General features: G+C 37.8%; 17 protein-coding genes and 1 pseudogene. 12 read left to right on the top strand and 6 right to left on the bottom strand.

What is annotated here, in order from left to right:
• Nucleotides 1–518 precede the first annotated feature (518 nt).
• Nucleotides 519–1,580, top strand: a complete 1,062-nt coding sequence (locus CPRO_RS07735) for an NAD(P)H-dependent flavin oxidoreductase (protein WP_066049960.1) — start codon at nucleotides 519–521, stop codon at nucleotides 1,578–1,580.
• Between the two features lie 281 nt (nucleotides 1,581–1,861).
• On the opposite strand, the gene CPRO_RS07730 is transcribed toward CPRO_RS07735, so the two are convergent.
• Together CPRO_RS07730 and CPRO_RS07725 are read right to left on the bottom strand one after the other, a co-directional pair.
• Entirely contained in the window at nucleotides 1,862–2,212 is a 351-nt protein-coding gene (locus CPRO_RS07730; protein WP_066049957.1) for a hypothetical protein, read from the bottom strand.
• A gap of 576 nt (nucleotides 2,213–2,788) precedes the next feature.
• Nucleotides 2,789–3,424: a GntR family transcriptional regulator gene (locus CPRO_RS07725; RefSeq protein ID WP_066049954.1), complete on the bottom strand. Its 636-nt coding sequence runs from the start codon at nucleotides 3,422–3,424 to the stop codon at nucleotides 2,789–2,791.
• Nucleotides 3,425–3,706: 282 nt separating this feature from the next.
• On the opposite strand from CPRO_RS07725, the gene iorA reads away from it, so the two are divergent.
• From iorA to brnQ, 5 genes are read left to right on the top strand one after another with little or no spacing between them, the layout of a single operon-like run.
• Nucleotides 3,707–5,488, top strand: coding sequence for an indolepyruvate ferredoxin oxidoreductase subunit alpha (gene iorA, locus CPRO_RS07720; protein ID WP_066049951.1), 1,782 nt, complete (start codon nucleotides 3,707–3,709; stop codon nucleotides 5,486–5,488).
• Nucleotides 5,489–5,493: 5 nt separating this feature from the next.
• Nucleotides 5,494–6,066: an indolepyruvate oxidoreductase subunit beta gene (locus tag CPRO_RS07715; RefSeq protein ID WP_066049949.1), complete on the top strand. Its 573-nt coding sequence runs from the start codon at nucleotides 5,494–5,496 to the stop codon at nucleotides 6,064–6,066.
• A gap of 19 nt (nucleotides 6,067–6,085) precedes the next feature.
• A complete protein-coding gene (locus tag CPRO_RS07710) occupies nucleotides 6,086–7,432 on the top strand; it encodes an acetyl-CoA hydrolase/transferase family protein (RefSeq protein ID WP_066049946.1) in 1,347 nt (448 codons plus the stop codon).
• Between the two features lie 18 nt (nucleotides 7,433–7,450).
• Nucleotides 7,451–8,641, top strand: a complete 1,191-nt coding sequence (locus CPRO_RS07705; protein ID WP_066049943.1) for a pyridoxal phosphate-dependent aminotransferase — start codon at nucleotides 7,451–7,453, stop codon at nucleotides 8,639–8,641.
• A 44-nt stretch (nucleotides 8,642–8,685) separates the two neighbouring features.
• On the top strand, nucleotides 8,686–9,960 hold the full coding sequence (gene brnQ, locus CPRO_RS07700; protein ID WP_066049940.1) for a branched-chain amino acid transport system II carrier protein: 1,275 nt from the start codon (nucleotides 8,686–8,688) through the stop codon (nucleotides 9,958–9,960).
• A 574-nt stretch (nucleotides 9,961–10,534) separates the two neighbouring features.
• Here brnQ and CPRO_RS16130 read toward each other — a convergent pair.
• Nucleotides 10,535–10,908 (bottom strand): annotated as a pseudogene (locus CPRO_RS16130) (SDR family oxidoreductase); the annotation flags it as partial.
• 141 nt (nucleotides 10,909–11,049) lie between these two features.
• Here CPRO_RS16130 and CPRO_RS07690 point away from each other — a divergent pair.
• The 6 genes from CPRO_RS07690 (at nucleotide 11,050) to CPRO_RS07665 (ending at nucleotide 19,557) form a co-directional block, all read left to right on the top strand.
• Nucleotides 11,050–11,997, top strand: coding sequence for an AEC family transporter (locus tag CPRO_RS07690; RefSeq protein ID WP_082754282.1), 948 nt, complete (start codon nucleotides 11,050–11,052; stop codon nucleotides 11,995–11,997).
• 901 nt (nucleotides 11,998–12,898) lie between these two features.
• The gene (locus CPRO_RS07685) at nucleotides 12,899–13,930 is read left to right on the top strand and encodes a lysylphosphatidylglycerol synthase transmembrane domain-containing protein (protein ID WP_082754281.1); all 1,032 of its coding nucleotides are present in this window, start codon (nucleotides 12,899–12,901) and stop codon (nucleotides 13,928–13,930) included.
• Nucleotides 13,927–14,613 carry a CDP-alcohol phosphatidyltransferase family protein gene (locus CPRO_RS07680; RefSeq protein WP_066049935.1) on the top strand — a complete coding sequence of 229 codons (687 nt, stop codon included), beginning with the start codon at nucleotides 13,927–13,929 and terminating at the stop codon, nucleotides 14,611–14,613. Before CPRO_RS07685 ends, CPRO_RS07680 begins: the two co-directional genes overlap by 4 nt.
• A gap of 100 nt (nucleotides 14,614–14,713) precedes the next feature.
• Nucleotides 14,714–15,508 carry a phosphatidylserine decarboxylase gene (locus CPRO_RS07675; RefSeq protein ID WP_330383818.1) on the top strand — a complete coding sequence of 265 codons (795 nt, stop codon included), beginning with the start codon at nucleotides 14,714–14,716 and terminating at the stop codon, nucleotides 15,506–15,508.
• 664 nt (nucleotides 15,509–16,172) lie between these two features.
• Nucleotides 16,173–17,753, top strand: a complete 1,581-nt coding sequence (locus CPRO_RS07670) for a methyl-accepting chemotaxis protein (protein WP_159430661.1) — start codon at nucleotides 16,173–16,175, stop codon at nucleotides 17,751–17,753.
• Between the two features lie 67 nt (nucleotides 17,754–17,820).
• Nucleotides 17,821–19,557, top strand: coding sequence for a GGDEF domain-containing protein (locus CPRO_RS07665; protein WP_066053859.1), 1,737 nt, complete (start codon nucleotides 17,821–17,823; stop codon nucleotides 19,555–19,557).
• 155 nt (nucleotides 19,558–19,712) lie between these two features.
• Here the strand turns inward: CPRO_RS07665 and CPRO_RS07660 are convergent, their stop codons facing one another.
• From CPRO_RS07660 to CPRO_RS07650, 3 genes are read right to left on the bottom strand one after another with little or no spacing between them, the layout of a single operon-like run.
• Nucleotides 19,713–20,954, bottom strand: coding sequence for a peptidoglycan-binding protein (locus tag CPRO_RS07660; protein ID WP_066049925.1), 1,242 nt, complete (start codon nucleotides 20,952–20,954; stop codon nucleotides 19,713–19,715).
• Nucleotides 20,955–20,976: 22 nt separating this feature from the next.
• On the bottom strand, nucleotides 20,977–22,707 hold the full coding sequence (locus CPRO_RS07655) for a S8 family peptidase (RefSeq protein ID WP_066049920.1): 1,731 nt from the start codon (nucleotides 22,705–22,707) through the stop codon (nucleotides 20,977–20,979).
• Nucleotides 22,708–22,720: 13 nt separating this feature from the next.
• Complete coding sequence (locus CPRO_RS07650; protein WP_066049917.1) at nucleotides 22,721–24,508, bottom strand: S8 family peptidase; 1,788 nt, start codon at nucleotides 24,506–24,508, stop codon at nucleotides 22,721–22,723.
• Nucleotides 24,509–25,073: the final 565 nt, after the last annotated feature.

Below are 25,073 nucleotides of genomic sequence, written 5' to 3'. Positions count from 1 at the left end.
TTTCCGAAAAGGCAGAAAAAATTAAAAAAATACCGTGACTGGTTCCTTGCACAACCAACGCAATTATCATTAATAGTACCCCCTCAATTCCCATAAAGTGAAGCTTGAAAAAGAAGGATCAACTAGAAAAAACGTGCAGAATCACAAAGTAAAAGGGTTTCCGAGGGGTGGAATGTATTTTTCCATCTCTCGGTTTTTGTTTTAGTTAAGGAAAAGTGGCATTTGAGGATGAAAGCTATGAAAGAAATCAAACATCGTTTTTTAAATGCCAAAAACTGAATTAAAGGAGGTGGTTATAATCTTTTTATAGAGTAATAAATTGAAATTCAAATGGGGAATATAGATTTGAAACCGCAGCGAAATAGTATCTGGATCAGAAGTACTCCAGCAACAAAAAAGATTACATTGATTGTTACAGAGGGCAGGCAAGATGATGTAGTTTCTATTGACAGATGATATGGTATATATTATCATATTATAAGAAAAGTGCTATCAATAAATACAAAACGAGGTGTATCATGATTAAACTCAAAGGGGTACGAATTGGTGACTTAGAAATAAAAGTGCCCATTATTCAAGGCGGAATGGGTATTGGTATAAGCCTTTGGCGTTTAGCCGGAGCGGTTGCTGCACAAGGTGGGGTAGGTGTCATTTCAGCGGCACAGCCCGGTTTTTTAAAAGAAAACTTTGGCAAAGAGCCCTTGAAAGCGAACTTAGAGGCATTGGCAGAAAATATAAGAAAGGCCAAAGAAATAAGTAACGGCGGCGTTATTGGTGTCAATATCATGCGTGTATGCAGAAACTATGACCAATATGTACAATGCTGCGTTGAAAGCGGTGCTGATGCTATTATTTCTGGTGCGGGGTTGCCTTTGGAGCTTCCTGAATTACTTAAGGATACAAAGGTGAAGTTTGCACCCATTGTTTCCTCTTTGAGGGCCATTCAATTAATGTTCAAAAGATGGGATAAGAAGTTTGGGCGGGTGTCCGACTTTGTGGTTATAGAGGGGCCAAAAGCAGGTGGTCATTTAGGTTTTACGCCGGAAGAAGCAGAAAATTTGACCAATGAGGAATACGACCAAGAGGTTGTAAAGATTGTTGAATATGTGAATAGCTTTGAAGAAAAATATGGACATATTCCAGTGTTTTTTGCTGGTGGTGTTTATGACAGAGCTGATATTGACCATTATATAAGCTTGGGGTGCAGTGGCGTACAGATGGCAACCCGATTTGTGGCAACGGAAGAGTGTGATGCAGCTGATGCCTACAAAGAAGCATATATTAATGCAAAAAAAGAGGATGTCATGATTGTGAAAAGTCCGGTAGGCTTACCTGGCAGAGCAATTCGCAATACCTTTACAAAGGAAAGAGAAGCAGGACGTCAGCCTGTGGAAAAATGTTTTGGATGCATCGAGAACTGTGATCCGGCAACAACTCATTACTGCATTTCTCGTGCTCTCATGGAAGCAGCAGTAGGAGAAAAAGAGAATTCTCTCCTTTTCTGTGGTGAGAATGTATGGCGGGTGGATAAAATCACAACGGTAAAAGAAATCTTTGATGAATTAAATGGTAATTCTTAAGTTTTAAATTCTTAAGTTTCAAAAGGAGATTAAATTTAAACAGCTTTTCCATAAACTGAAAGAGAGAAAGGTACTACTAATTTATTTGATATTTGAGAGAGGGAAAATGACAGATAGTTATTTTGACCATTGGATAGGTTAGTGGCTGGCTAATATCGCTGGTATGTCATCTCAGATTTGCTTTGAAACAAATAGAAGTGATATTTTTCTTCAAATCTAATGTCTCATCTTCATAAATTGGAATTTGAATGAAATGGTTGAATCAAAAAGAAGCACTGTTCTTACTTTAGAACAGTGCTTCTTTCGTATGCATAGACAAAAGAAGAGTTAACGCTTTCAACTCCACTTACTGTTTGAGTAACATAATACGCAGTTTTTTTAGGCACTACATTTGTAAAGGTATATGTTGATTCGGTTACATTTGTTGCAGTTGCGCATACTGTGTTGCTAACGATATCGTATAATTTAAGTATAGCCCCTGAAGTAAAATTATCTACCAATATGCTTTCTAGCTTTGGAGTTACCCCAGGTGCATTTGGTGCATCGGCAAGCGCAGTAAAAGGTATCATAGTTATTACCATAATCATTGTTAAAGCAAGTGCAATTGTTTGTCTGAATAATATTTTTTTCATTAGCAGCCCCCATTTAATTTGTTTGTATGAATTCTCCATTCTTGCATTTTATTTCGTAAAAATTTCAAATTAAATGTCCTTTTTCAACCTTCTTTCTAAAAAGATTACAATATTATATCACTATAAATTTAATATAAAACGTGATGGCATATTTTGTCAATCTATTAAAAAAAATATCAATTAAAGTTGTTTAAAAACATTTTATTTTTTGTTTCAGCGATATTTAATGGAGTTTTTTTAGATAGTCTTTGGAGTCAGCTTTTAGAAAATATGAATCATTGCTTTTTCTTTTAAGCTGCAAAATGAGCTAGTTTAAATATTACCTGCGAAAGATATTCACGCAAATATGAAAACTTTCGTTCCTTGCAGAGTAATAGTCCTAAGGTATAAGAAACCTCCTACACGCTATTGGATTGCTTAAATTTCAATAGAGCGAAGGAGGTTTTTATAATACGAACAAACAGCAGGGCAAATTGTTGATTAAGACCCTTAATATTGGATCAGTATAGGCGTCAGCGAGTGGCTAACACCTTTAAATTAATTAGCTTTTTTTATAAGACCAGACCATTTAGGCTTTCATACATGTTTATCATAATGAATAAAGAACCAATGTTTTGCAGCAGCAATATCATTTTTTTCAATACTTTCTAAAATCATGGAATGTTCAAAAATATTTCTTTGATGTTCCTCCTCGTTTCTTTGATTGATGTGTAAAGCCATTAAAAAGAAAATATCCTCCATTTGTTCATAAATCGAAAGCAGATAGGTGTTTTGTGTTGCGTAAACAATGCTTTTGTCAAAGGCAAGGGCATATTTGATAGAGGTTTGCATATCGGAATGATCATCAATATCTTTTTGCGCTTGCAAAAGCTGTCTCATTTTTTCGATAGCAATATCTATTTTATTTTGTGACAAGCATAACTCATATGCACCGTAAACAACGGTAAATAAAGAAAAACAAATTTCACGAAAAGCAGTAGGAGAGAAAGAAATAATGCGTGAGCCTACGTTGGGAACATATTCCACCAAGCCTTGCTTTTCCAGCATGGTGAGTGCTTCACGTATGGGGGAATTGCTCACATTTAATTCAGTTGCTAATGTGTCAATATTGATTTTTTCTCCTAATTGGTATGTCTGATTCAGAATCATTTCTTTGATTATTTCGTATACTTGGTCTTTCATTGTTGATTTTTGTATTTTTATTGAAGGCATTATTTAAAATAGCCTCCTTTCTTAGGCTTAAACTTATGATTGTAACTGAAATTATGTCATATTTTAAAGAAAAAATCAATGAATAAATGGGTGTATCAGTACCAAAGGAAACTTAGAAAGAATGAAAAGTAATATGTAAAAGCAATTTTTGCGATAATATGTTGACAAAACTTGTATGGTATGGTAATTATTTCATAGAAATCGTGCATGATGCACAATGCATCATGCATAATATATAAAGATTAGAGATATATAACGTTTTTTTAGGGAAGGAGAATGAAGATGAAACAGTTATTAACTGGGGATGAGGCAATTGCCCGAGGTGCATATGAAGCAGGTGTCCATTTTGCGTCTGCTTATCCGGGGACACCCTCGACAGAAATTTTGGAGAGTATTTCAAATTATAAGGAAGTTTGTGCTGAATGGGCACCAAATGAAAAAGTGGCACTGGAATCTGCCATTGGTGCTTCTATTGTAGGAGGGAGAGCATTGGCGGCAATGAAGCATGTGGGGCTGAATGTGGCAGCTGATCCTTTCTTTACATTTGCTTATACCGGGGTAAATGGCGGTACAGTTATTATTACCGCAGACGAACCGGGACAGCATTCTGCACAAAATGAACAGGATAACCGTAACTATGCCAAGGCTGCAAAAGTACCTATGTTTGAACCTGCTAATAGCCAAGAATGCAGAGATATGGTCATTGAAGCATATCACATCAGCGAACAGTATGACTGTCCAGTTCTTATCCGTATGACAACAAGGGTTTGTCATGGGAAATCAATTGTGACATTGGGCGAAAGAAAAGAAGTTCCCATCAAAGAATACTTAAAAGATGTAAAAAAATATGTATGTGTTCCTGCAAATGCTAAGGGTCTGCGCAGAAATTTAGAAGTGAAACTAGAAAAATTGAAAGCATTCGCAGAGACAACAGCATTTAACTTTACAGAGATGAATGACTCAAAAATAGGCGTTATTACCTCAGGTGCATGCTATCATTACGCAAAAGAGGTTTTTGAAGATAAGGCATCATACTTAAAATTAGGTTTTACATATCCTATGCCTGACGAAAAAATCATTGATTTCTGCCGCAAAATGGACACGATTTATATCATAGAAGAAAACGATCCCTATATCGAGGAACGAGTAAAGATTCTTGGCTTTAATTGCCATGGTAAGGATTTACTGCCAAAATACGGTGAAATGACCCCTGATGTAATCAAAAAAGCTTTTTTCAATTTAGAAAATTCTTTGATTACCTATCCCGATGGGATGATTGTAGACCGACCTCCCACTCTGTGCGCAGGTTGCCCTCATAGAGGATTTTTCTTTGAACTGGGAAAACGTAAAAATGTTATGGTCTCGGGGGATATCGGGTGCTATTCTCTAGGATTTGCAAAACCATATAATGCAATGGATTCATTAATTTGCATGGGTGGTGGATTTAGTATCGGTCATGGTGCCCAGAAAATCTTCAATATGAAAAAAGAAGAAAAAATGCGTGTGGTATCCGTTTTGGGCGATTCAACATTCTTACATTCGGGTATTACTTCATTAATGGATGTTGTTTATAACAATAGCAATACCGTAAGTGTGATTTTGGATAACCGCATCACAGGTATGACAGGTCATCAGGAAAATCCGGGAACAGGCTATAATGCAAAGGGTGAGGAAGCGTCTGCGGTGGACATAGAAGGCATTGTTCGCGCATTGGGCATTAAACATATTCGCACTGTTAATCCGAATCAGTTAAAAGAAATGGACAAAGTTTTAGATGAATTCTTGGAATTGGATGAACCTTCTGTTATCATTACAAAATGGCCTTGCGCACTTAAAAAATTCTCTATAGAAGATAAAAAAGAATTTGCTGGGGCTTTTACCTTAAAAATGGTGATTAATGAGGATAAATGTATTGGCTGCAAACTATGTATGAAGTGCGGCTGTCCGGCAATTCGTTTTGATAGTGATAAGAAACAGGCTGCAATTGACGGAATTCAGTGCTTAGGCTGTGGCATATGCAACCAGTTGTGTCCGAAGAATGCGATTGAGTGGAAGGAGGCGTGAGTGCCATGACAAAGAATGTTTTACTGGTTGGTGTAGGTGGTCAGGGTACCATTTTGGCAGCAAAGCTTTTAACACAAGGATTGATGGAAGCAGGCTATGATGTTAAGATGAGTGAAATTCATGGTATGTCTCAGCGTGGCGGCAGTGTTTCCTCTCATGTTCGTTTTGGTGATAAAGTAGAAGCAACTACCATTGATCCTGGTGAAGCGGATTTGTTGGTTTCCTTTGAAAGAATGGAAGCACTCAGGGCGCTGGCATACCTTAAACCTGAGGGGTTGGCTGTAGTCAATGAACATGAAATCCCGTCTATGCCAATTTTAACAGGGGATGCCGTTTATCCCAAAAATGCCGTGGAAGAAATACAGAAGCATGTGAAAACAATAGTGCTGGATGCTACCCGGATGGCATTGGATTTAGGGAATGTGAAGGCTGCAAATATCGTTTTATTGGGTACAATAATTAAAGCTATGGGACTAGAACATTTAGATTGGGAAAATATCATCAGAAAACAGGTAAAACCTGGGTTTGTTGATGTGAATTTGAAAGCGGTTCGCTGTGGCATGGATGCTGTTAAATAACGAAAATGGAGGAGCAACAATGGGTTTAAATCAGTTTTATCAGGAATATAAAGCAAAATTAAGGACACCGGATGAGGCTGTGCGCCTAGTGAAACATGGAGATTGGGTAGATTACAGTACAGGGGTCGGAGCTCCTTATTTACTGGACTTTGCGTTAGCCAAAAGAAAGGGAGAATTGAGGGATGTAAAAGTCAGAGGCAGTTTGGCGTTAAGTCCCATCCAAATTGTAGAGCAGGATAGGGAGCAGGAGTCTTTTACTTACCAAAGCTGGCATTGCACCGGCTATGAAAGAAAATTATGCGAAGAAGGACTTTGCTACTATATGCCAATGCTTTTTCGCAATGAGGCCTCCTATTATAGAAAATATTTAACTGTAAACGTAGCAATGATTTGTGTTGCACCAATGGATAGATTGGGTTATTTCAGCTTTTCATTTGTAAATTGCACAACAAAGGCTATTTTGGATACAGCGGATATTATTATTTTGGAAGTCAATGAAAATCTTCCCAGTGTATACGGCGGTAAGGATGATTGCATTCATATTTCACAGGTGGATGCGGTTGTGGAGGGGAAGCATCCCCCCCTTGCCCAATTACCCACTGCAAAAGCAACACAGATTGATGAAAAAATTGCTATGCAAATTATGCCCCATTTGTCTGATGGGGTAGTGCTGCAATTGGGAATTGGCGGAATGCCTAATTCTGTTGGAAAATTGATTGCAGAGTCAGATTTAAAGCATCTGGGCATGCATACAGAATTATTGTCTGATGGTTTTGTGGAGTTATATGAGGCAGGGAAATTGGATCATAGCTGTAAAACGCTCCATAAAGATAAAGGTGTGTTTGGTATTGCACTGGGCACGCAGAAATTGTATGACTGGGTTGAGGAAAATCGTGGGCTAATTTCTTTTCCCATGGACTATGTAAACAGCCCTGAGGTCATGTCTCAAATTGATGGGTTGATTTCCATCAATAGCTGTATCGGTGTGGACCTTTATGGTCAAGTATCTTCTGAAAGCTCGGGTACACGCCATATCTCTGGTACAGGTGGACAGGTGGACTTTGCCACAGGGGCATATATGTCTAGAGGGGGTAAAAGTTTTATTTGTATGAGTTCAGCATTTACAGATAAAAATGGGCAGACCCATTCCAGAATCGTTCCTAAGTTTACAGGGGGCGATATTATTACAACCCCTCGTACACAGGCATCTTATATCGTAAGTGAATATGGATGTGTAAATTTAGCGGGACGTTCAACTTGGGAACGGGCGGAAATGCTGATTTCTTTGGCACATCCTGATTTTAGGGATGGTTTAATTCAAGGAGCTGAAAGTCAGAAAATCTGGCGTCGTTCTAACCGAAGGTAAAATAGGGAGGGAATTCATTTGATAGCTGAAAAGATGAAAGAGCTCGTATCAAACAGTTCGGTCATTCGAAAAATGTTTGAAGAAGGTAAGCAAATGGCACAGATTCATGGGGCTGAAAATGTATGCGATTTTAGCTTGGGAAATCCCAATTTGGCAGCACCCAACACAGTGAATGAAGCACTGGAAGCTGTTATTAAGGAAGAGGATCCTGTTTTTCTCCATGGTTATATGAATAATTCAGGGTACGAAGATGTGCGCAATACCGTTGCAGATTCCTTAAATCGTCGGTTTCAAACGAATTTTACGTCAGAGTCCATTGTCATGACAGTGGGGGCTGCGGGAGGCATGAATGTTGCAATGAAGGCATTGCTAAATCCCGGTGATGAGGTTTTGGTTTTTGCTCCGTTTTTTGGGGAATACCGATGTTATGCATCAAATGTGGAGGCGAAACTGGTGATAGTTCCTCCCAATATACCATCTTTTATTCCGGATGCACATATCCTTGCAAATTACATTACACCCCGAACGAAAATGGTCATTATCAATTCCCCTAATAATCCTACAGGAGTAATATATCCTGAAAGTACCATTATTGAAATAGCAAAAGTGTTGGAGGAAAAACAGAAAGAGTATTCCACAGAAATCTATATTTTTGCAGATGAGCCATATCGTGAGCTGGTTTATGACGAAACAGTAAAACCGCCTTTTATTACAAAGTATTATGATAATACCATCGTGGGCTATTCGTGGTCCAAATCCCTTTCTTTGCCAGGGGAACGTATCGGCTATCTTGCAGTATCAGAAAATATCGTTGATTTTAAAGAGCTGATGAGTGCTTTAAATGTGGCAACAAGAATATTAGGCTTTGTCAATGCGCCATCCTTACAGCAAAGAATGATTGCACGCTGTGTGGATGAGGTTGCGGATTTGAATTTTTACAAAAAGAATCGGGATTCCCTCTATTATGGTTTGTCAGAGATGGGTTACACTTGTATCAAACCCGATGGCGCCTTTTACCTTTGGGTGAAAACACCAATTGCAAAGGATACAGAATTTGTAGATTTGGCAAAGAAATATCTCCTTTTAACAGTTCCGGGCTCTGCCTTTGGGTGTGGAGGCTACATAAGGTTATCCTATTGTGTCAGTCCTGAAACGGTTCAAATAGCACTGCCGAAATTTAATTTGTTGTTGGAGGAAATAGAAGGATAATAAACGAAACTCATTCCATAAAAGGGAAAAGTAGGAGGGTTTGGATGAAGACGAGCAAAGGGAAAACAATACTTATTATGGGTTTGGCACTTTTTGCAACTTTTTTCGGTGCAGGAAATTTGATTTTCCCCCCATACCTAGGGCGTGAAACCGGTTCATCTTGGTTTTTGGGATTCTTTGGGTTTTTTATTATGGATGTTGGACTTGGGGTTCTTGCTATTTTGGCGACGGTTTTTAATCGTCAAGGAAATATTCAAGGCGTAGTAGGTAAGATTGGCAAAATCCCAGGGGAAATTATGGCGGCAATCATTATTATCTGTATTGCCCCAGGTTTATGTATTCCAAGAACAGCAGCAACGACTTTTGAAATGGGAGTTTCCACACTGTTACCTGCTATCAATCCATGGATTTTTGGTGCAGTATTTTTTGCAGTTGTATTGTTATTAACGATTCGCCCAACAAAAGTTGTTGATATTGTTGGGAATTATCTAACACCGGTTTTGCTAGCCGTTATGCTGGCCTTGATTGTTTTAGGCATCATATCGCCCATTGGCCCCATAACTGCTACATCTCAGGTTGTTCCTTTGAAAGAGGGGATGCTATCTGGATATCAGACCATGGATGGCATTGGTGCTCTTCTCTTAACAGGTATTTTTACAACAGCGGCGTATCATAAAGGCTTTACGGAGAAACAAGAAGTGAGCCGAATGGTTGGTATGGCGGGGATTATCGCAGGTGGTTTGCTCATGCTGGTATACTGCGGATTAACCTATCTTGGTGCCACCTCGTCTGGGGGTGGTTTTGAAGATTTGAACCAAGCAGCTTTACTGTTGGCTATTGCACATGCTCTGACTGGGCAGTCGGGCATGGTTTTATTGGCTGTCATTGTCTTCTTAGCATGTTTGACCACTGCGGTGGGGTTGACTTCCGTAGCTGCCGATTATTTTCAAAATCTATTCAACAAAAAAATAAAATATAGCCATCTTGTAATTGGCATTTGTATCTTCAGTTTTGTGGTTTCCAACTTTGGCTTAACCAAAATCATTAATGTTTCTGCACCCATTCTTGGTTTGCTGTATCCGCCTATATTGGTTTTGGTGTTGTTGACATTTTTTGATGACGTTTTCAAGAATGACAATATTGCTCGTTTCGGTGCATATTTTGCATTTTTGACAAGTGCTTTAGAACTTGCCTCAAAATATGGGGTTCCGGTGGATTTCGTGAATCATATCCCCTTTGCAACGTATGGCTGTGCATGGATTTTACCCTCCCTTATTGGTTGCGCATTAGGTGCATGTTTAAGGAAAAAAGCTGTATAAAGTTAAAGTGTAGTCTAATGATATCTCTGATATAGAGGCGGACTGAAATTGTCTCTCGATCTATAAGGGTGTTTTCGACTTAAGAAAAGCCGTAGGATTTAAATTTCCTTCGGCTTTTCATTTGTCCCAAGCCTTGCCCATAAAAAAGAAAATCTTGATAGGAATGGTTTTTCTTCTAAAGCCTGCCGTGCTCATGCATAACAGACTCCTTCATCTTTTCAGGAATCAGTCTCTCTTATAAACACCGTTATCATTATGGGGATATTTTATAAAAAATGAGAAGGCATACTCCTATATTCCATAATAGGACACTCACTGTAGATAATTTTTTCTGTGTAAATATAAAGTTATATTTTAATAAATGATATTGGACAAACAGTAGGGATATGAGCCCTATTTTAAGATAGACTCGTGAGAAAGTTTGTGGTTTGACCTAGGTAATAATTAGTACTCTTGATACTGGAGGATGACAGGGTTGCATGATACCATGCAAAAGTAAAAAGACGATTCACAAAAGGAACCGTCTTTTTACAATGTAAAAAAGGAGACAAAGTAATGAAAAATCTTTTTTTAATTAACCGCTATTGACGGGAATTACCGCTCCGTTTTAGATAGTCAGATGCTTGGGATGCCAAGAAGATGGTTATGCCCTTCATATCTTCGCCATTTCCCCATCGTTTGGCAGGAATGCGACCTAAAATTTCTTTGTTTCTACTTTCATCATTGATCAAAGCAGTGTTCATATCGGTTGCCATATAGCTGGGAGCAATGGCATTACATTAACACCTCTAGAAGCCCATTCGTTGGACAGAGCTTTCGTAAGCTGGGCAACGGCGCCCTTGGATGCTCATAGGCGGGTACGGTAAAACCGCCAAAAAAGCTAAGCATGGAAGCCACATTAATTATTTTTCTATAACACTGCTTTAGCATCTCTCTGCCTGCCAATTGGCAGGTGCAGCAACATATGAAGCCAGCAGTGAAATGGGGGTTATGGCGGCGCTAAACATTCTGGACATTTTTCAAAAGTGAAAATGCACCTATACAGTGAACCCATAATGGGTTAAAATTTACATAAAAACTTGTAAGGGGATGGTCAGTGGCATGGGAGCAATTCTAACAGTGCTAAATAAATTATTGATTATATTCTTTTTGCTCTTAATAGGATATTTCTGTCGGAAGAAAAAAATAATGGGAGATAGCTTTGTGGAAGATTTTGCAGGGTTTTTAACCCGCATTATTATTCCTTGCTTTGTGATTTCTTCTTTACAGATTGACTATTCCTCTGAACTGTTTCGAGGTGGTGCTACGGTATTTCTTGTTTGTGTGATTATGCACTTTTGGGGGCTGATTGTAGGCTGGATTTCATTTCGTGTTTTAAAGGTACCTGAGAAAGCAAAGGGCATTTGGATTTTTAGCTGTATGTTTGCCAATATCGGTTTTATGGGGGTGCCTGTCATTGCTATGATTTTTGGTGGCAACAGTGTGTTTTACTGCGCCTTTGCCAGCTTTGCTTTTAATACAACGGCCTATACTTTGGGCGTGATTGTTTTGCAAAGATGTGGTGACAATCCGGAGGGAAGTAAGGTGGATATGAAAAAGCTGTTGCTGGCCCCTGTAAATGTGGCAACACTGGTAGGGCTTTTGCTTTTTCTAGGAAATATTCGCTTGCCGGCGCCCATCAAAGATACTGTTAGTATGGTGGGTGGGATGCTTTCTCCTTTGGCTATGATTTATATTGGTGCTATTCTTGGAAAATTTGATTTTAAGGAAACAATTATGGAAAAATGGGCGTATCCGGTCTCCTTTTTTCGTTTGATTTTCATGCCGTTATCTTCTTACATAATATTAAAACCCTTTATTCACGATCAGTTGATTTTGGGAGTAATTGTAGTGGGGCTGTCAACCCCCATAGGGGCATTTTGCGCCATATTGGCAGCGGAATTTGGTGCGGATGAAGCTTTGGCAAGTAAGTATATTTTTGTAACGACGGTACTTTGTATTTTTACAATGCCTATCTTTTTTATGCTTTTTCTATAAAAAGTTCTTATTTGAAAAATGTATCCTTTTGAATAAAGTCTTGAATGCTGAGAATTCTTTCAGAAAGAAATCATATGAGTGAATAAAAAGTAATGTAAGAAAGCTGTTATCAATTTCTCTGAGGCAAGATTTATTAGACAAAATAATATTGAAATTTTAGCAAATTTGCATTACCCCATCAAATTAAATATTAATCGTATGATAGCAGTCTGAGATATTCCTTTGGGAGGATTGACACGGAAAGTCGAACCATCTAACGAGTGATTCGGCGAAACTGACAGGTAAAGAAAAGGCTGTTTGATGTCACCCCGAGAAAGACCATCTTAGATGGAGCCAATGAGGCGATAACCAACTGGCAAAAAAGACAGAAGAAATTTTAGATTAGTAGATTTTCTCTATCTTTTTTATATATGCCGAGTAATTTTTGTTTTTGTAAAATGGGAACTTTATTTCCTTGTGTTGCAGAAGGTCCGTATTGCTCTATCTGCGATGATTATTGGCTTAGCGCAAAGCAGTTTTGATCCTATTTACTATTTAATGGCGACAATTGGGTGGGAGGAAATGCTAATGTGTTAAGATTCGTTTCTGTTGTGTCATGATGTTTATTGGTATTGCAGCATAGCACTGTATTCAGAATGGAAAATTTGAAGAACAATGATAACAGTCTAGCTGATTGAGGGTATTATTATTTGAAAAAAGATGGTAATATAATATAGCAATTTTTATTTTTAAATAATACCCAAATAATACCCTTTTTCAATTGCAGATATATACAAAATTATGTGAGGTAGTATCACTGTTCTTAAACTAAAGTTTTAAGTAACATAGGATGAAATAAATAAATCAGTAATCTGGGATACTGTGATATGCATGGTCCATGATTATTAGAAAGAGACTAATTATGAGTAAAAGAAAAATAGTTGGAAACTTTTTGTTTTTGGTTTTCCTTTTTATAGGTATGGTGTACTATGTTTTTCATGGTAAAGACATGGCAAAAATTATGGATCAGATAAGTAACGCAAATATGTTTTACTGGATATGCGCGGTTATTTGCGTTATTATGTTTATTGGATGTGAATCAGTTATTATATTTTACCTTATGAGAAATATTCGGCAAAAGATTAAGCTTACCCATTGTTTTCTTTATTCATTTATAGGCTTTTTCTTTAGTTGCATAACACCCTCGGCCAGCGGGGGGCAACCTGCTCAAGTTTATTTTATGAGAAAAGATAACATTCCTGTAGAAATATCTACATTAGTACTTATGATTGTGACTATCACTTACAAAATGGTATTAATCGCTCTAGGCATAGGCGTTTTAATTGCTAGACCACAGCAAATTCTGCATAGTATTGCTCCTGCCAAAGGGATTTTTTATTTAGGGTTGATTCTAAATATTGTGGTAGTTGGGTTTATGATTTTTATGATTTTTGATACAACCTTGGCAAAACACATATTAAACAATGTGATAGAGTTCCTTAGTAGTTTCAAGGTAATTAAAAAAACAGAAAAATTAAATATCAGAGTGCATACGGCAATTGAAAAGTACAAAGATGCCGCTTCTTATTTTAGAAGAAATAAAGTTGTTGTATGGAATGTATTTCTGATATCGGTTTTGCAACGCTTGTTTTTATTTTATGTTACTTATTTAGTGTATAAATCATTTGGTTTGCGTGGAACCGGCTTTTTAACAATTATTTTTTTACAAGGTGTAATATCGGTTGCGGTAGATATGTTGCCGTTTCCGGGGGGCGTGGGAATCAGTGAGAAATTGTTTTTATTGATTTTTACACCAATCTTTGGACATATTACGTTACCGGCTATGGTGGTAAGTAGAGGACTTAGTTATTATACTGAATTATTGCTGAGTGCTTTATTAACTGCTGTTGCTTATTTTAGAATGGTTTTAGACAGAAGGGAAGAAATAAAATGATTGGTTTTTATGATTATACGGTCATAGCTACTTATATTGGTTTGGCGAGCACTGTATTTGGTATGACACAGGTGATTGATGGCAGGTTTAGGACAGCTATTTTTTGTCTTGCATTATCAGGTCTTTGTGACATGTTTGATGGGAAAATTGCCAGGACCAAAAAAAATCGTACTGATGATGAAAAAATGTTTGGAATACAAATTGATTCTTTAAGTGATGTTGTTTGTTTTGGAATATTTCCGGCGATGATTGGTTATGTGCTGGGGGTTAAAGGTGTTTTTGGTGGACTTATTATAACATTTTATTGTGTTGCAGCTGTAATTCGATTGGGTTTCTTCAATGTTCTGGAAACAGGAAGACAACAAGTGGAAGGGGGCGGAAATAAGTATTATCATGGACTACCCGTTACCTCAATCGCAGTAATTTTACCACTGGTATTTCTTCTAAACTTCTTATTACCAACGGGGATGATTGAGTATGTACTTATGGGAACACTTCTTTTAGTGGGAATACTATTTATTGTAGATTTTAAATTTAAGAAGCCAACAAACAAACAACTTTTTGTTTTGGTTTTGATTGTTGCGTGTGCAGTTATAACAAATATGCTCTTTTCTGAGTATCGCATAAAGCATACCACAGAACGAGAAAGACCTTTGATTCAGACCATAGAGGATAATAAATGAGCAGGGGAGGGGTTAGATGAAATACGCTGACCGAAAGGGGAACATCGTTGAAAAAAATGGAGGGCAAGATGGTGTCCTCTCCTTTTTATATAGAAGCAGAATGGGAATGCTTTTGCTCCGTGAAATTGTAAAACCGAAATATTCAATTCTAATGGGCCGTTTCCTAAACCTCAGGATTTCAAAAATACTGATTACACCATTTATTGTTTTAAACAAGATTGATATGACAGAATATAAAGTGTGTAAGTTTAAATCCTACAATGATTTTTTTACTAGGGAAATTAAAAAAGAGAAACGAAAAGTAGACTTTTTACCTGAGCATTTTATTGCCCCCAGTGATGGCAAATTAAGCGTATTTGCAATTGATGACTCCAGTCATTTCAAAATCAAAAATACTTCCTACACGATAAGAAGTTTGCTAAGAAGTACAAGTTTAGCCGAAAAATATCAAGGTGGGACTTTATTGGTTTTTCGATTAACAGTAGATGATTATCATAGATATTGCTATATTGATGATGGACATAAATCGAAGAATTATCATATACCGGGCGTATTACACACAGTAAACCCCGTTGCAAATGATAAATTGAAAATTTATAAAGAAAATACCAGAGAGTTTACAATACTGAAGAGTAAAAACTTTGGGAATCTACTCATAATGGAAGTTGGCGCATTGTTTGTAGGAAAGATTATGAATCATCATGAAGAGGGTACTGTTGTACGTGGTGAAGAAAAAGGCAAATTTGAATTTGGAGGATCGACAATTATTGTCTGTGCAGAAAAAGGAACAATAAAAATTGATCAAGATATTTCGAAAAATACAAGCTTAGGCATTGAAACTATCGTAAAAATGGGAGAGAAGATTGGAACTGCTCAAACAGCAAAAAGTAGATAGTGTATTTATACAGATTTAATTGAGAAGAATCAGTGGATACTTTTAAAATTAGGTTAAGTCATGGTCAACTAAAAAGGACCTTTCGACTTAGCCTATTTTTTGCGAAAATTAGAAAGAGTGGTATTTTTTAGAGAAATGATTCCCACATCCTATGGGATTAATTCGTTTACCAATTCATTACTCCATTGGGATGGGGAAAGTTGTGTTATGCATAATAATTGCTAGTTGGGATAGCGGTGTTTATTATTCTGTTTTGATAATTCTTCTATCCACTTAGGCGACGTTTCTTTTACCCTATGATGAAATCTGATTAACATAAATTTAATAAATTATTTACCGGTCTTTGATAGTAGAAAAAATTTACCATTGTTATAATTATGGAAAGTTATGCAATTATTTGTTGTCTAGGTTTCATCATGGAGAAAAGAATATGAAAAAATATTTCGCTTTTATTATGCAGTGTTATTTAAAAATAAAAAAATTAATATTAAATTCCTTTCATGGTATCAAGATAAATACATTTCAATTTAATGTAAAAAAACTTCAAATGAAAGGGAAGTTGAAAATAAGTCAAAAATTGCGTCTAGTAAGTATTATTGCAATTGGGATGAATATTTTAACGATTTCCATTGTTTTCGGAGCACTAAAATCAGCGGAGGAAAGAATGGGATCTTTTTATAATATTGAGTATAAAAACAGCATTCAGCAAATGCAGATCCGTAATGATGTGGCTATGCTTGATCGTGGAATTATATCCGCTGTTTTTCGTAATGACCATTCGCAAAGCAATCAAGACGTAGAGCTTGCAGTGCAAAAGACCGTGGCAGATATCAATATTTTGAAAAAGAGTTTTCATGAAGAACAATTGATGCGAGAACTAAATACTGCTTTAAACAACTTTTTAACACAAGAAATGAAGGTTATGTCTTTTGCTTTTGCAGGACAAACAGAAAGGGCATTTGCCACGATAAATGGAGATTATGAAAAAAGCGTAGATGATTTGTATTTGATTTTGGATTCGGTTTCAGCAAAGGCAGAAGAGGCTTCAACGAAAGCTCTAGAAAAAACCGTACAGCAGCGAAAGCATATGACATTACTACTGATTTTTGTCATGGGCATATCTGCGGCTGTATTGGTATCTGCGGCGGGGATGCTGGAGAAAACATTACGCAAAGCCACACGTAAAATTTTACATATTGCTGATTCCATAGAAAAAGGGGAGTTAGCCATTCTGGAAAAAGGGCACTTGCCCGGTGATGAGTTGGATGAGGTAATTTGTTCTTCTGAGAAAATGGTACAGACGTTGCAGATACTTATTTCGGATGTTGCATGTTTGTTAGACGAAATGGCAAAAGGCAATATGGTTTATCAAACCTCTAACCGAGAATATTATGTTGGGGACTATCAAAGCTTGCTGATAGCGGCAGAAAATATGCAAGCTTATATCAATTATGCACTGAATAACGTGAGTGCCGCTACACTAAAGGTGGAGGATCATGTGAAGGAAGTTTTTGACGGAGCGCAGAATCTATCTTACCATGCCATCAAGCAGGATACCTCCATTACCCAGCTTTCAACGACACTTAATTCGATTTCTGACAGTGCAAATCTAAGTGGACAAAAGATTCAGAATATGAATCTGGCTGCTACGGAAATGAATGAACAGGTAAGTATTACGAGGGAGTATATGATGGAAACAACAAAAGCCATTCAGGATGTGACGGCACATACGGATAAGATTAAACGAATCATACGCACAATTAACGAAATTGCATTTCAAACAGATATTTTAGCCCTTAATGCTGCAATTGAAGCAGCCAGAGCAGGGGACTCGGGCAGAGGGTTCTCCGTGGTGGCGGGAGAGGTAAGGCTTTTGGCCAAGAAGGTAGCCGAAGCTGCCAAGGAAACCACAGAGTTGATTGATAATTCCTTGCAATTAACAGACAATTGTGGAAATATTGTTATTAATACAGCCCAGTCTTTGGATGCAGTTGTGCAGCGCACGGATGAAATTGCAGAAATGATAGCCCTAGTTTCAGAGGCCATTCAAGAGGAACAAGGTGAGATAGAAAGCATTTCTAGAGAGGCGGAGAAAATTCAACAGATTGCCCGGATGAATACGGAGACAGCCAAACTATTTGCTGATGGAAGCGAAGAGGGATATCAACAGGTTCATATTTTGAAAAAACAAATGCTGCAATTTGTTCGCCAGGAGGATTGTAGTTGTGATGCTGAAATCGGTTGACATAAATTTGAAAAGGTGTTTTACTTTGGATTTAGGAAGAAGGAAAGTAAATAGGGGGGAGCGAACGTTGAATGTAAATAAATTGAATGACGACTTATTCAAAATACTTTCAATCGGGGCTATTCATACAGTGTATCAGCCTATTGTTTCCCTTGATAACGGCAGTATTCTTGGCTATGAAGCCCTCAGCAGAATTGCGCTGAAGGAATGCGAATTAAATATAGAAGAGCTTTTTCAACTGGCATCACGCCAATATAAGCTTTGGGAGCTTGAGCGGCTTTGTCGGTCAAAGGCTCTTGAAAATGCCATCCATAAGCCATATCATGCAAAATTATTTATTAATGTAGATCCAAATGTGATTCACGATCCTGAGGTTTTTGCCGGATTCACTTGGGAAAAACTAAATCAGTATGGATTGCGCCCCGATGATATTATTTTCGAAATTACGGAAAAAAGTGCCATTAGCCACATGGATACCTTCACTGCTGCGGTCAACCATTACCAATCACAGCAATTTAAAATTGCCATTGATGATTTTGGGTCAGGCTACTCGGGGATGAATCGAGTTTGCGCTTTTTCACCAAACTTTCTTAAAATCGATATGCAGCTCATCCGAAATATTGATTCTGATACAGTGAAAAAATCAGCAGTTGCTGCCATTGTGAAGTTCTGCAAGGAATCTGGAATCGCAACCATTGCAGAAGGAATAGAGACCGAAGGGGAACTAAAAACTCTCATTGATTTAAACATAGATTATGGACAAGGCTATTATTTGGCCAAACCTGAAAATAAATTTCAGGAAATTTCAAAAGAACAGCAAATTTACATCGGAAATGCTAATTATGAGAAAAACACCATAGGTGTACTGGGGGAAATTGGGGCACTAGCCACGAAAAAGAATTGTGTATTGGAAAATGACAATATATTTGATATTTTTTTATCCATGAAGAATGATCCAAAGATTACCGAAGTTTGTGTATTAGACGAAAATAACCATATATGTGGTATGTTGACTAGGAGTTTTATCTTTGAAAAATTCAGTGGTCAATTTGGTTACAATCTAAGCAAAAGAGTGAAAGCAAAAAGCTTACTTAATCACGATTTTTTAGAAGTAGATAAAAAAACACCGATAGAAAAGGTTGCTGAGCTTGCAATGTCCAGAGCATTTTCTCAAGTATATGATGCTATTGCAGTCACCGAAAACGGTCGGTATTTTGGCATTGTCACAATAAAAGATTTACTGAATTCCGCAATCAGCATTCAGGTTAACAGAGCAAAATGCTCCAACCCTCTTACAGGCTTACCGGGAAACACAGAAATACAAAAAAGAATTTCAAGTAAAATGATTGATTCAAGGCCTTTTTCCTTAATTTATATAGATATTGATAGCTTTAAACCATATAATGATGCCTATGGGTTTAGCATGGGAGACCAATTGATTATCACCTTAGGCAATATTTTAAAGGAGTGTGCGGAACAAGGAGAATTTGTGGGGCATATAGGGGGTGACGATTTTGTAATCATATCGGATCGTCATCGTTCAGAGGTATTTTGTGAAAAAATAATAGATTTATTTTCAACACGAACCAAATCATTGTATACCCAAGAAGATGCTGACAATGGTTTTATTGTTTCCAGAAATCGCAATGGTTTCGTGGATACCTTTCCACTGGCAACCATTTCCATGGCAGTTGTTACAAATCGCATGGAAAAATTCTCTGATTTAAGTAAACTATCTAAGGTAATTGCCCACACAAAAAAATTGGCCAAAATGGAGAGCGGAAATTCCATTGTGGTTATTTAACTTGAATCAAATGAACGAATCCCCTTTAATTTTATCTTGCGATATTTACTTTGGGCGATAAGAAACCCGATGGAAGAATTTTACCAGAAACAGCAAATTCTTTCATCGGGTTTCTTTATTTTGAGATGGTTCATATCTGCTTTTGCTTATCTTTTTTAGGCAAGCCTTTGAATTGCCACATAAACATCGGAAATTTTATACCATGTGGGATAATTTACCGTTCCGGTTTGGGGCAGATTGAAAATCTGCTGAAATACCCGTACAGACTCTGCAGTGGTTTCACCGTAATAACCATCCTCTATCAATTTTGGTATGAGGGGATAGTTGTTAGATATGGCATTTAGCTGCTGCTGGATTGTTCTCACGGCATCTCCGGTTGAGCCAATTATAAGGGTACTGCCCGGGAAGGATATAGGGATTCCTTCCACCTTTTCTGCCTCTTTAATAAAGACATTGCTTCCATAATAGTTTCTTAAAATCTGTAAAGCATTTAATCCCTGATCCCCTAAGTCTTTTGAACCCCATTGGCTAAGCCAGCCTTCTCTGACAACTCTCCTTCCATCACTATATTGGGTAAATAACGGCTGTCGGATATCGGGTTTTCCAATATAGGTTGCAAAAATTTCATCTACCACATCGGATATTTCTTGAAAAATATTTCGTCCAAAAGTAAAAGCTTGATCAAAGGCTGTTGAGTTGGTTATGGTAAAATCAAAGCCTTTGTTTCGATACCATTCTGTATATACCCTGTTTAATGTAAAGGACAAGATAACATGAACATTTGCTTTAATGGATTCTACAGGCCATGTAGCATAAATTTCACTGCTGGCTACATTTTTGATATAGTCTTTAAAAGTAACAGTATAGTTTGCCGCAGAGGTGTCCTCCGGTCTACCGTCATGCACAACAATGATACTTGGTACTACGGGCTGGGGTAGTACCACTTGGTTACTTGGGAAGGGCAGTTTTTTAATTTCAGATTCCGGAATTTTCGGCGGATAATCTCCATACAACACAGGATAAGGAATATTAATATCTGAAAAGCTTGGTGTCAGTTTTACCTCTTGTACCGCAGTGGTTTCTGGGAAAATTTGAACATTATTTATCACTGCTTCTTCATAGTCCTCAAGCGCAACTCTCACGTTATATTGATTAAAAGGACGGGGCATGTCATATTCCATGGAATATTCAATGGGAGGTGCGCTTAGGGGGATTGGTGGAACCTCGCCCCAATCATTGGTGACTGCCTCTTCTATAACCGTATTATCATAGGGATCCATTACGGTGACCGTTGCACCTGCTGCAGGTCTGGCGATATTTGTTAGAAAGGTATTAATTCTAAGTAAACCAGTTCCGCCTAAATAATTTTCACGTAAAAAAAGCTTACCGTTTGCCATATACAACCTCCTTTGAGAAAAATTATAATACGTAGTAGTTAATGATAGATTCCCTTATGACAGCAAAGCTACCGTACAAATTAAGTCTCCCGTAACCCCATTTTGTGTTTGGATAGAGCATATTTTCCTCCCGGGTGGCACCGCTAATAAAGAATGTACGAATCAAGTCTCCGTCCATAGAAGGAATGTTCCCTTGAATAATTCCCCATTCAAATAAAAGGGCAGCTGCTCCGGCAGTGATTGCTGCAGCCACAGAGGTACCTGTTTTGGTTCCCACTCCTGTTGGATAAATTCCCTTAACATTAACACCGGGCGCAACCAAATCCGGCGCCATGCGGGGCAATCTTGTTGGCCCCCATGAGGAGGAAACATAAAGGCTATTATCATTGCTATTGTATGCGCCTGTAGTGACGGAACCTATTGCAGTTGCGGGATAAACAATGGTATACTCGGGAAAGGGTTTTAATAATTCCACATATTCACTCACTTGACCTGTAATGGGCAGCCATGCAAAATAGTCACCACTCACAACAGCATCTCCAAAAAGGGTGATGTCCCATATACCCTGGGTTGCTTCTCGAAATCCAATCCATATAAGATTACTGAAACTCCTATAATATTCAATGGATACTGTGCTAGCCTCAAACACTAGCTTCTCGCTGTATTTTAATCCTACTTTAAAAGGAAGCCTTGCAATAACCTCTCCTGTAGGTGAAGTAATACTGGCGGATAGTTTATCATATGCCGGCCCAAATATGGATAGGGAAAAGGATTCACCTTGTCTTCCCACTTTCACGCTGACGGTTTCCGTTGTTCCCGTTCTTGGCAACTTTCCTTGGGAATGGTGTCTTGCGTTGCTTTCATTTCCAGCTGCCGTTATAAAACAATAGCCGGCTCTCTGAGAAACGAATGTCATATAATCCTCTAAAAGTGTATTTCCATCATGTCCGCTGCTATTGGATCCCATTGCGATACATTGAACCACAGGCAGATTTAGTTCCTCTGTGCGGTCAAAGATATATTTTAGCCCCAAAACAAAGTCCGTAGACTCGTAAAGATTTGGATTATCCTTGGGCAAAAGAAATCGTTCAATATAAAATTCATTGGCGCGTTTCAGCTTTACTGCCATAATATATGCTTTAGGTGCGGCACCAATGTATTCGCCTCTATCGTTACTGGCTGCAACAGAGGCCAAAAAGGTTCCATGCCCATCCTCATCAATGGAGGGAACAATAGAATAAGGATTTTCGGAATTTAAAGCGCGGTTGATATCGTCCTGAGTATAGACGGAGCCAAAATATAGGTAATCCGGCCTATTTCCATCTATGGTTTGGTCCCAAAGAAAGAGTATTTTTGATGAACCATCTTCAAATCGAAAGGCTTCTTTCGTATAATCAATACCGGTATCAACAAAACCAATAACCACATTTCTTCCGGAAAGACTTAGAAAAGGTTGGTTTTGAATTTGCGTAATACCGCTATCTTCATTGCTTCTACTGTCTAAAGGGGACAAGATCTTGGGGAAAAATTCGTTAAAGTCATTTCCCAAATCCTCAAATAAAGAGGGTAGATTATCTCTGTGAGTATAAACAACAATTAACTCATTTGCCATTTCAGTCCCTAATTTTAAATAAGGTTTATCTTGGACATATAGCTTAAATCGGTCTGTATTTATGATATTGAAATCTACTGTTGTGGGAAGTTTTACGAATTCAGACAATGGTAAATCAATATTCTCTAAATTTACAGCCAAATATAATCACCTCCTAGGTAAGATTTAACCAAAATTGTTCACCTAATTCATATTCAACCAAATAATTCATTGTATTATATAAGCAAAGGGTACCATACCCAAAGGATGCATTTGGATAAGGAATACCCGCTTTTCTTTCTGCACCGATGCGCAAGAATGCCCTAAGTCGTTGACCATACAAATAAGGGTCATTGTTGTTAATAATTCCCCATTGCATCATAAGGGCCGCTGAGCCAGTAACAAAGGGTGCGGCAACGCTGGTTCCTGTGAATGAATCATATCCACCGCCGGTTCTTGCTGTTTGTATATCGATTGATGGAGCGGCAAGGTCAGGATAAGAGTTAGGATCAGCAAGATCACCTCTTCCTGAGAACAGTGCAATATTTCCTACACGGGCATTATACCCTGCAACACGAACCACTTTTTCGGCGGTTGCGGGTAGGGTGATGGTGTTATATATGGATGGGTCAGAAAAAAAAGTGTCTTCACCTACCTCTTCTAATGTTGGAAGCCAGATATCATAATTTCCATCAACAATGTTTCTGGCAATTAATCTTAGCTTGAAAATTCCCTGAGGTAAAGGCCCTTGGGTTGCGGTGATATTGAAAAACACTTCTTGCTCTAAGGAGTAGTGAGAAGGCTGACCATAAAATACATTTAGTATCAAGTTGGGCCTTCTAACTGTCTTGACCTGATTTTCAATATTTACCACTCCGGAGGAGCTTCCATCCGGAAAAATGATTTCAACGGCAAAATTGTCAGCAAAGTTTTTCCATAGGGATAAATAGGATGTTTCCAATCCGGGACCTGTAAAAAATTCAATTTCCTGTACTTCTCCGGTCTGTATTTTTCCATGATAATGATGCCCAGCGGAACCTTCATTCCCTGTGGGAATAATAATAGATGTTTTCCAATTTGTTGAAATCTCTGTAATAAAAGTTTCAAACAAAGAATCCCCTCTATGAGAACCGTTGTTCATACCAAAACTCATATTAATGCAGATGGGCTTACCAAAACGTCTCGCCTTGTCTATGACATATTTTAGTGCTCTCATTAGTTCCGTAGACCTTGCGAAAGACTCATATCCTCGGTAACCAACTTTTACCGCAATAATATCTGCTTCAAAAGCAACTCCTCGATTTATGCCATTGCTTGCCCTTCCGTTTCCTGCTGCAATGCCTGCTACAGCAGTGCCATGGCCATTTGTATCCCTGCTGGGAACAACTTGGTATGGAGTTTCAGAAAGAATGGCGTTATTGATTTGCTGGTTATTGTACTCTGCACCGCTGTTAAATCCAACCGGCGGCGTGCCCGTTTGCGTTTGATCCCAAATAAATAGAATTCTGCTGGTTCCATCACTGTTTCGAAAATCCGGATGCATATAATCTATTCCGGAGTCAATAATTGCTACGATAACTCCTCTTCCGCTTAAGTTGAATCCATCTGCTCTTTGTACAGACGGGATGCAGCTGCTTGTTAGGCTGCTGCTTAATTCAAAATATAAATTCTTAGGCAACTCAAGGTGTTCTATTTGAGGATAGGAGGCCAGTCTTTTAATCTTGTCTTTCGCAATTGTGATGATTGCGTAGTTTTGGTATATGATTTCCACCTCTGCCTCCAAAATTTCTGCGACCCTTACGATATCGCCGTTAAATTTTGCAATGACCTCTATTTTTTCTAAGCCTGGTTCTATGAATTCCGGGAATTCAAATTCATTTGATATTTCAGATTCATTTGAAATTTCAGACATAAATATATCTTTTCTGGAAGAGGCAGGAACATTCCTTGGTTCTTTGGACATAAATTTCACTCCTTGGCTTAGCAGAATTCGAGGATGTTAGATAGAAGAATCGTTTTATAAACCCACTTTTCATTAAGCTTTACAAAGCCAGTAAGTTGATTGTCGTTACAAGACTTTATGAAATACCAGTAACTTAAATTATTCTTTAAAGTTAGGTAAACGATAGTGTCCGTTTGGTTTTTTAGCAGGGAAATGTATTTTTCTGCTAAAATATGGTGGTGACGTGGAGTATACTTTAACACAGATTTTTGCGCATCATTAAAAAGGCATGATTGATATGACATAGCCGTCGTCCTCCTTTTGGTATTCTTACATTATATTAGCAAAAAACTTTAAAAATGCATGTATAGGAGGAAGGGATGCGATGGTGTTTTCTATAGAAAATTAAAAAAGAATCTTGATAAGATTTCTTAATTTTAATGGAATTGATACATTTTATGTCTACTTCTATACTCAATATTCTTCACAGTATATGTTAATTCACCTTTTAGCTTACGTAAGACTTGAGCTTCCTATTTCAATATGATTTTAGGGGGATGGTAGTTTTTCTTAGATGAAATACTGT

Source organism: Anaerotignum propionicum DSM 1682 (assembly GCF_001561955.1).
Taxonomy (GTDB): domain Bacteria; phylum Bacillota; class Clostridia; order Lachnospirales; family Anaerotignaceae; genus Chakrabartyella; species Chakrabartyella propionicum.
This window is presented reverse-complemented; position numbering and strand designations above follow the sequence as displayed.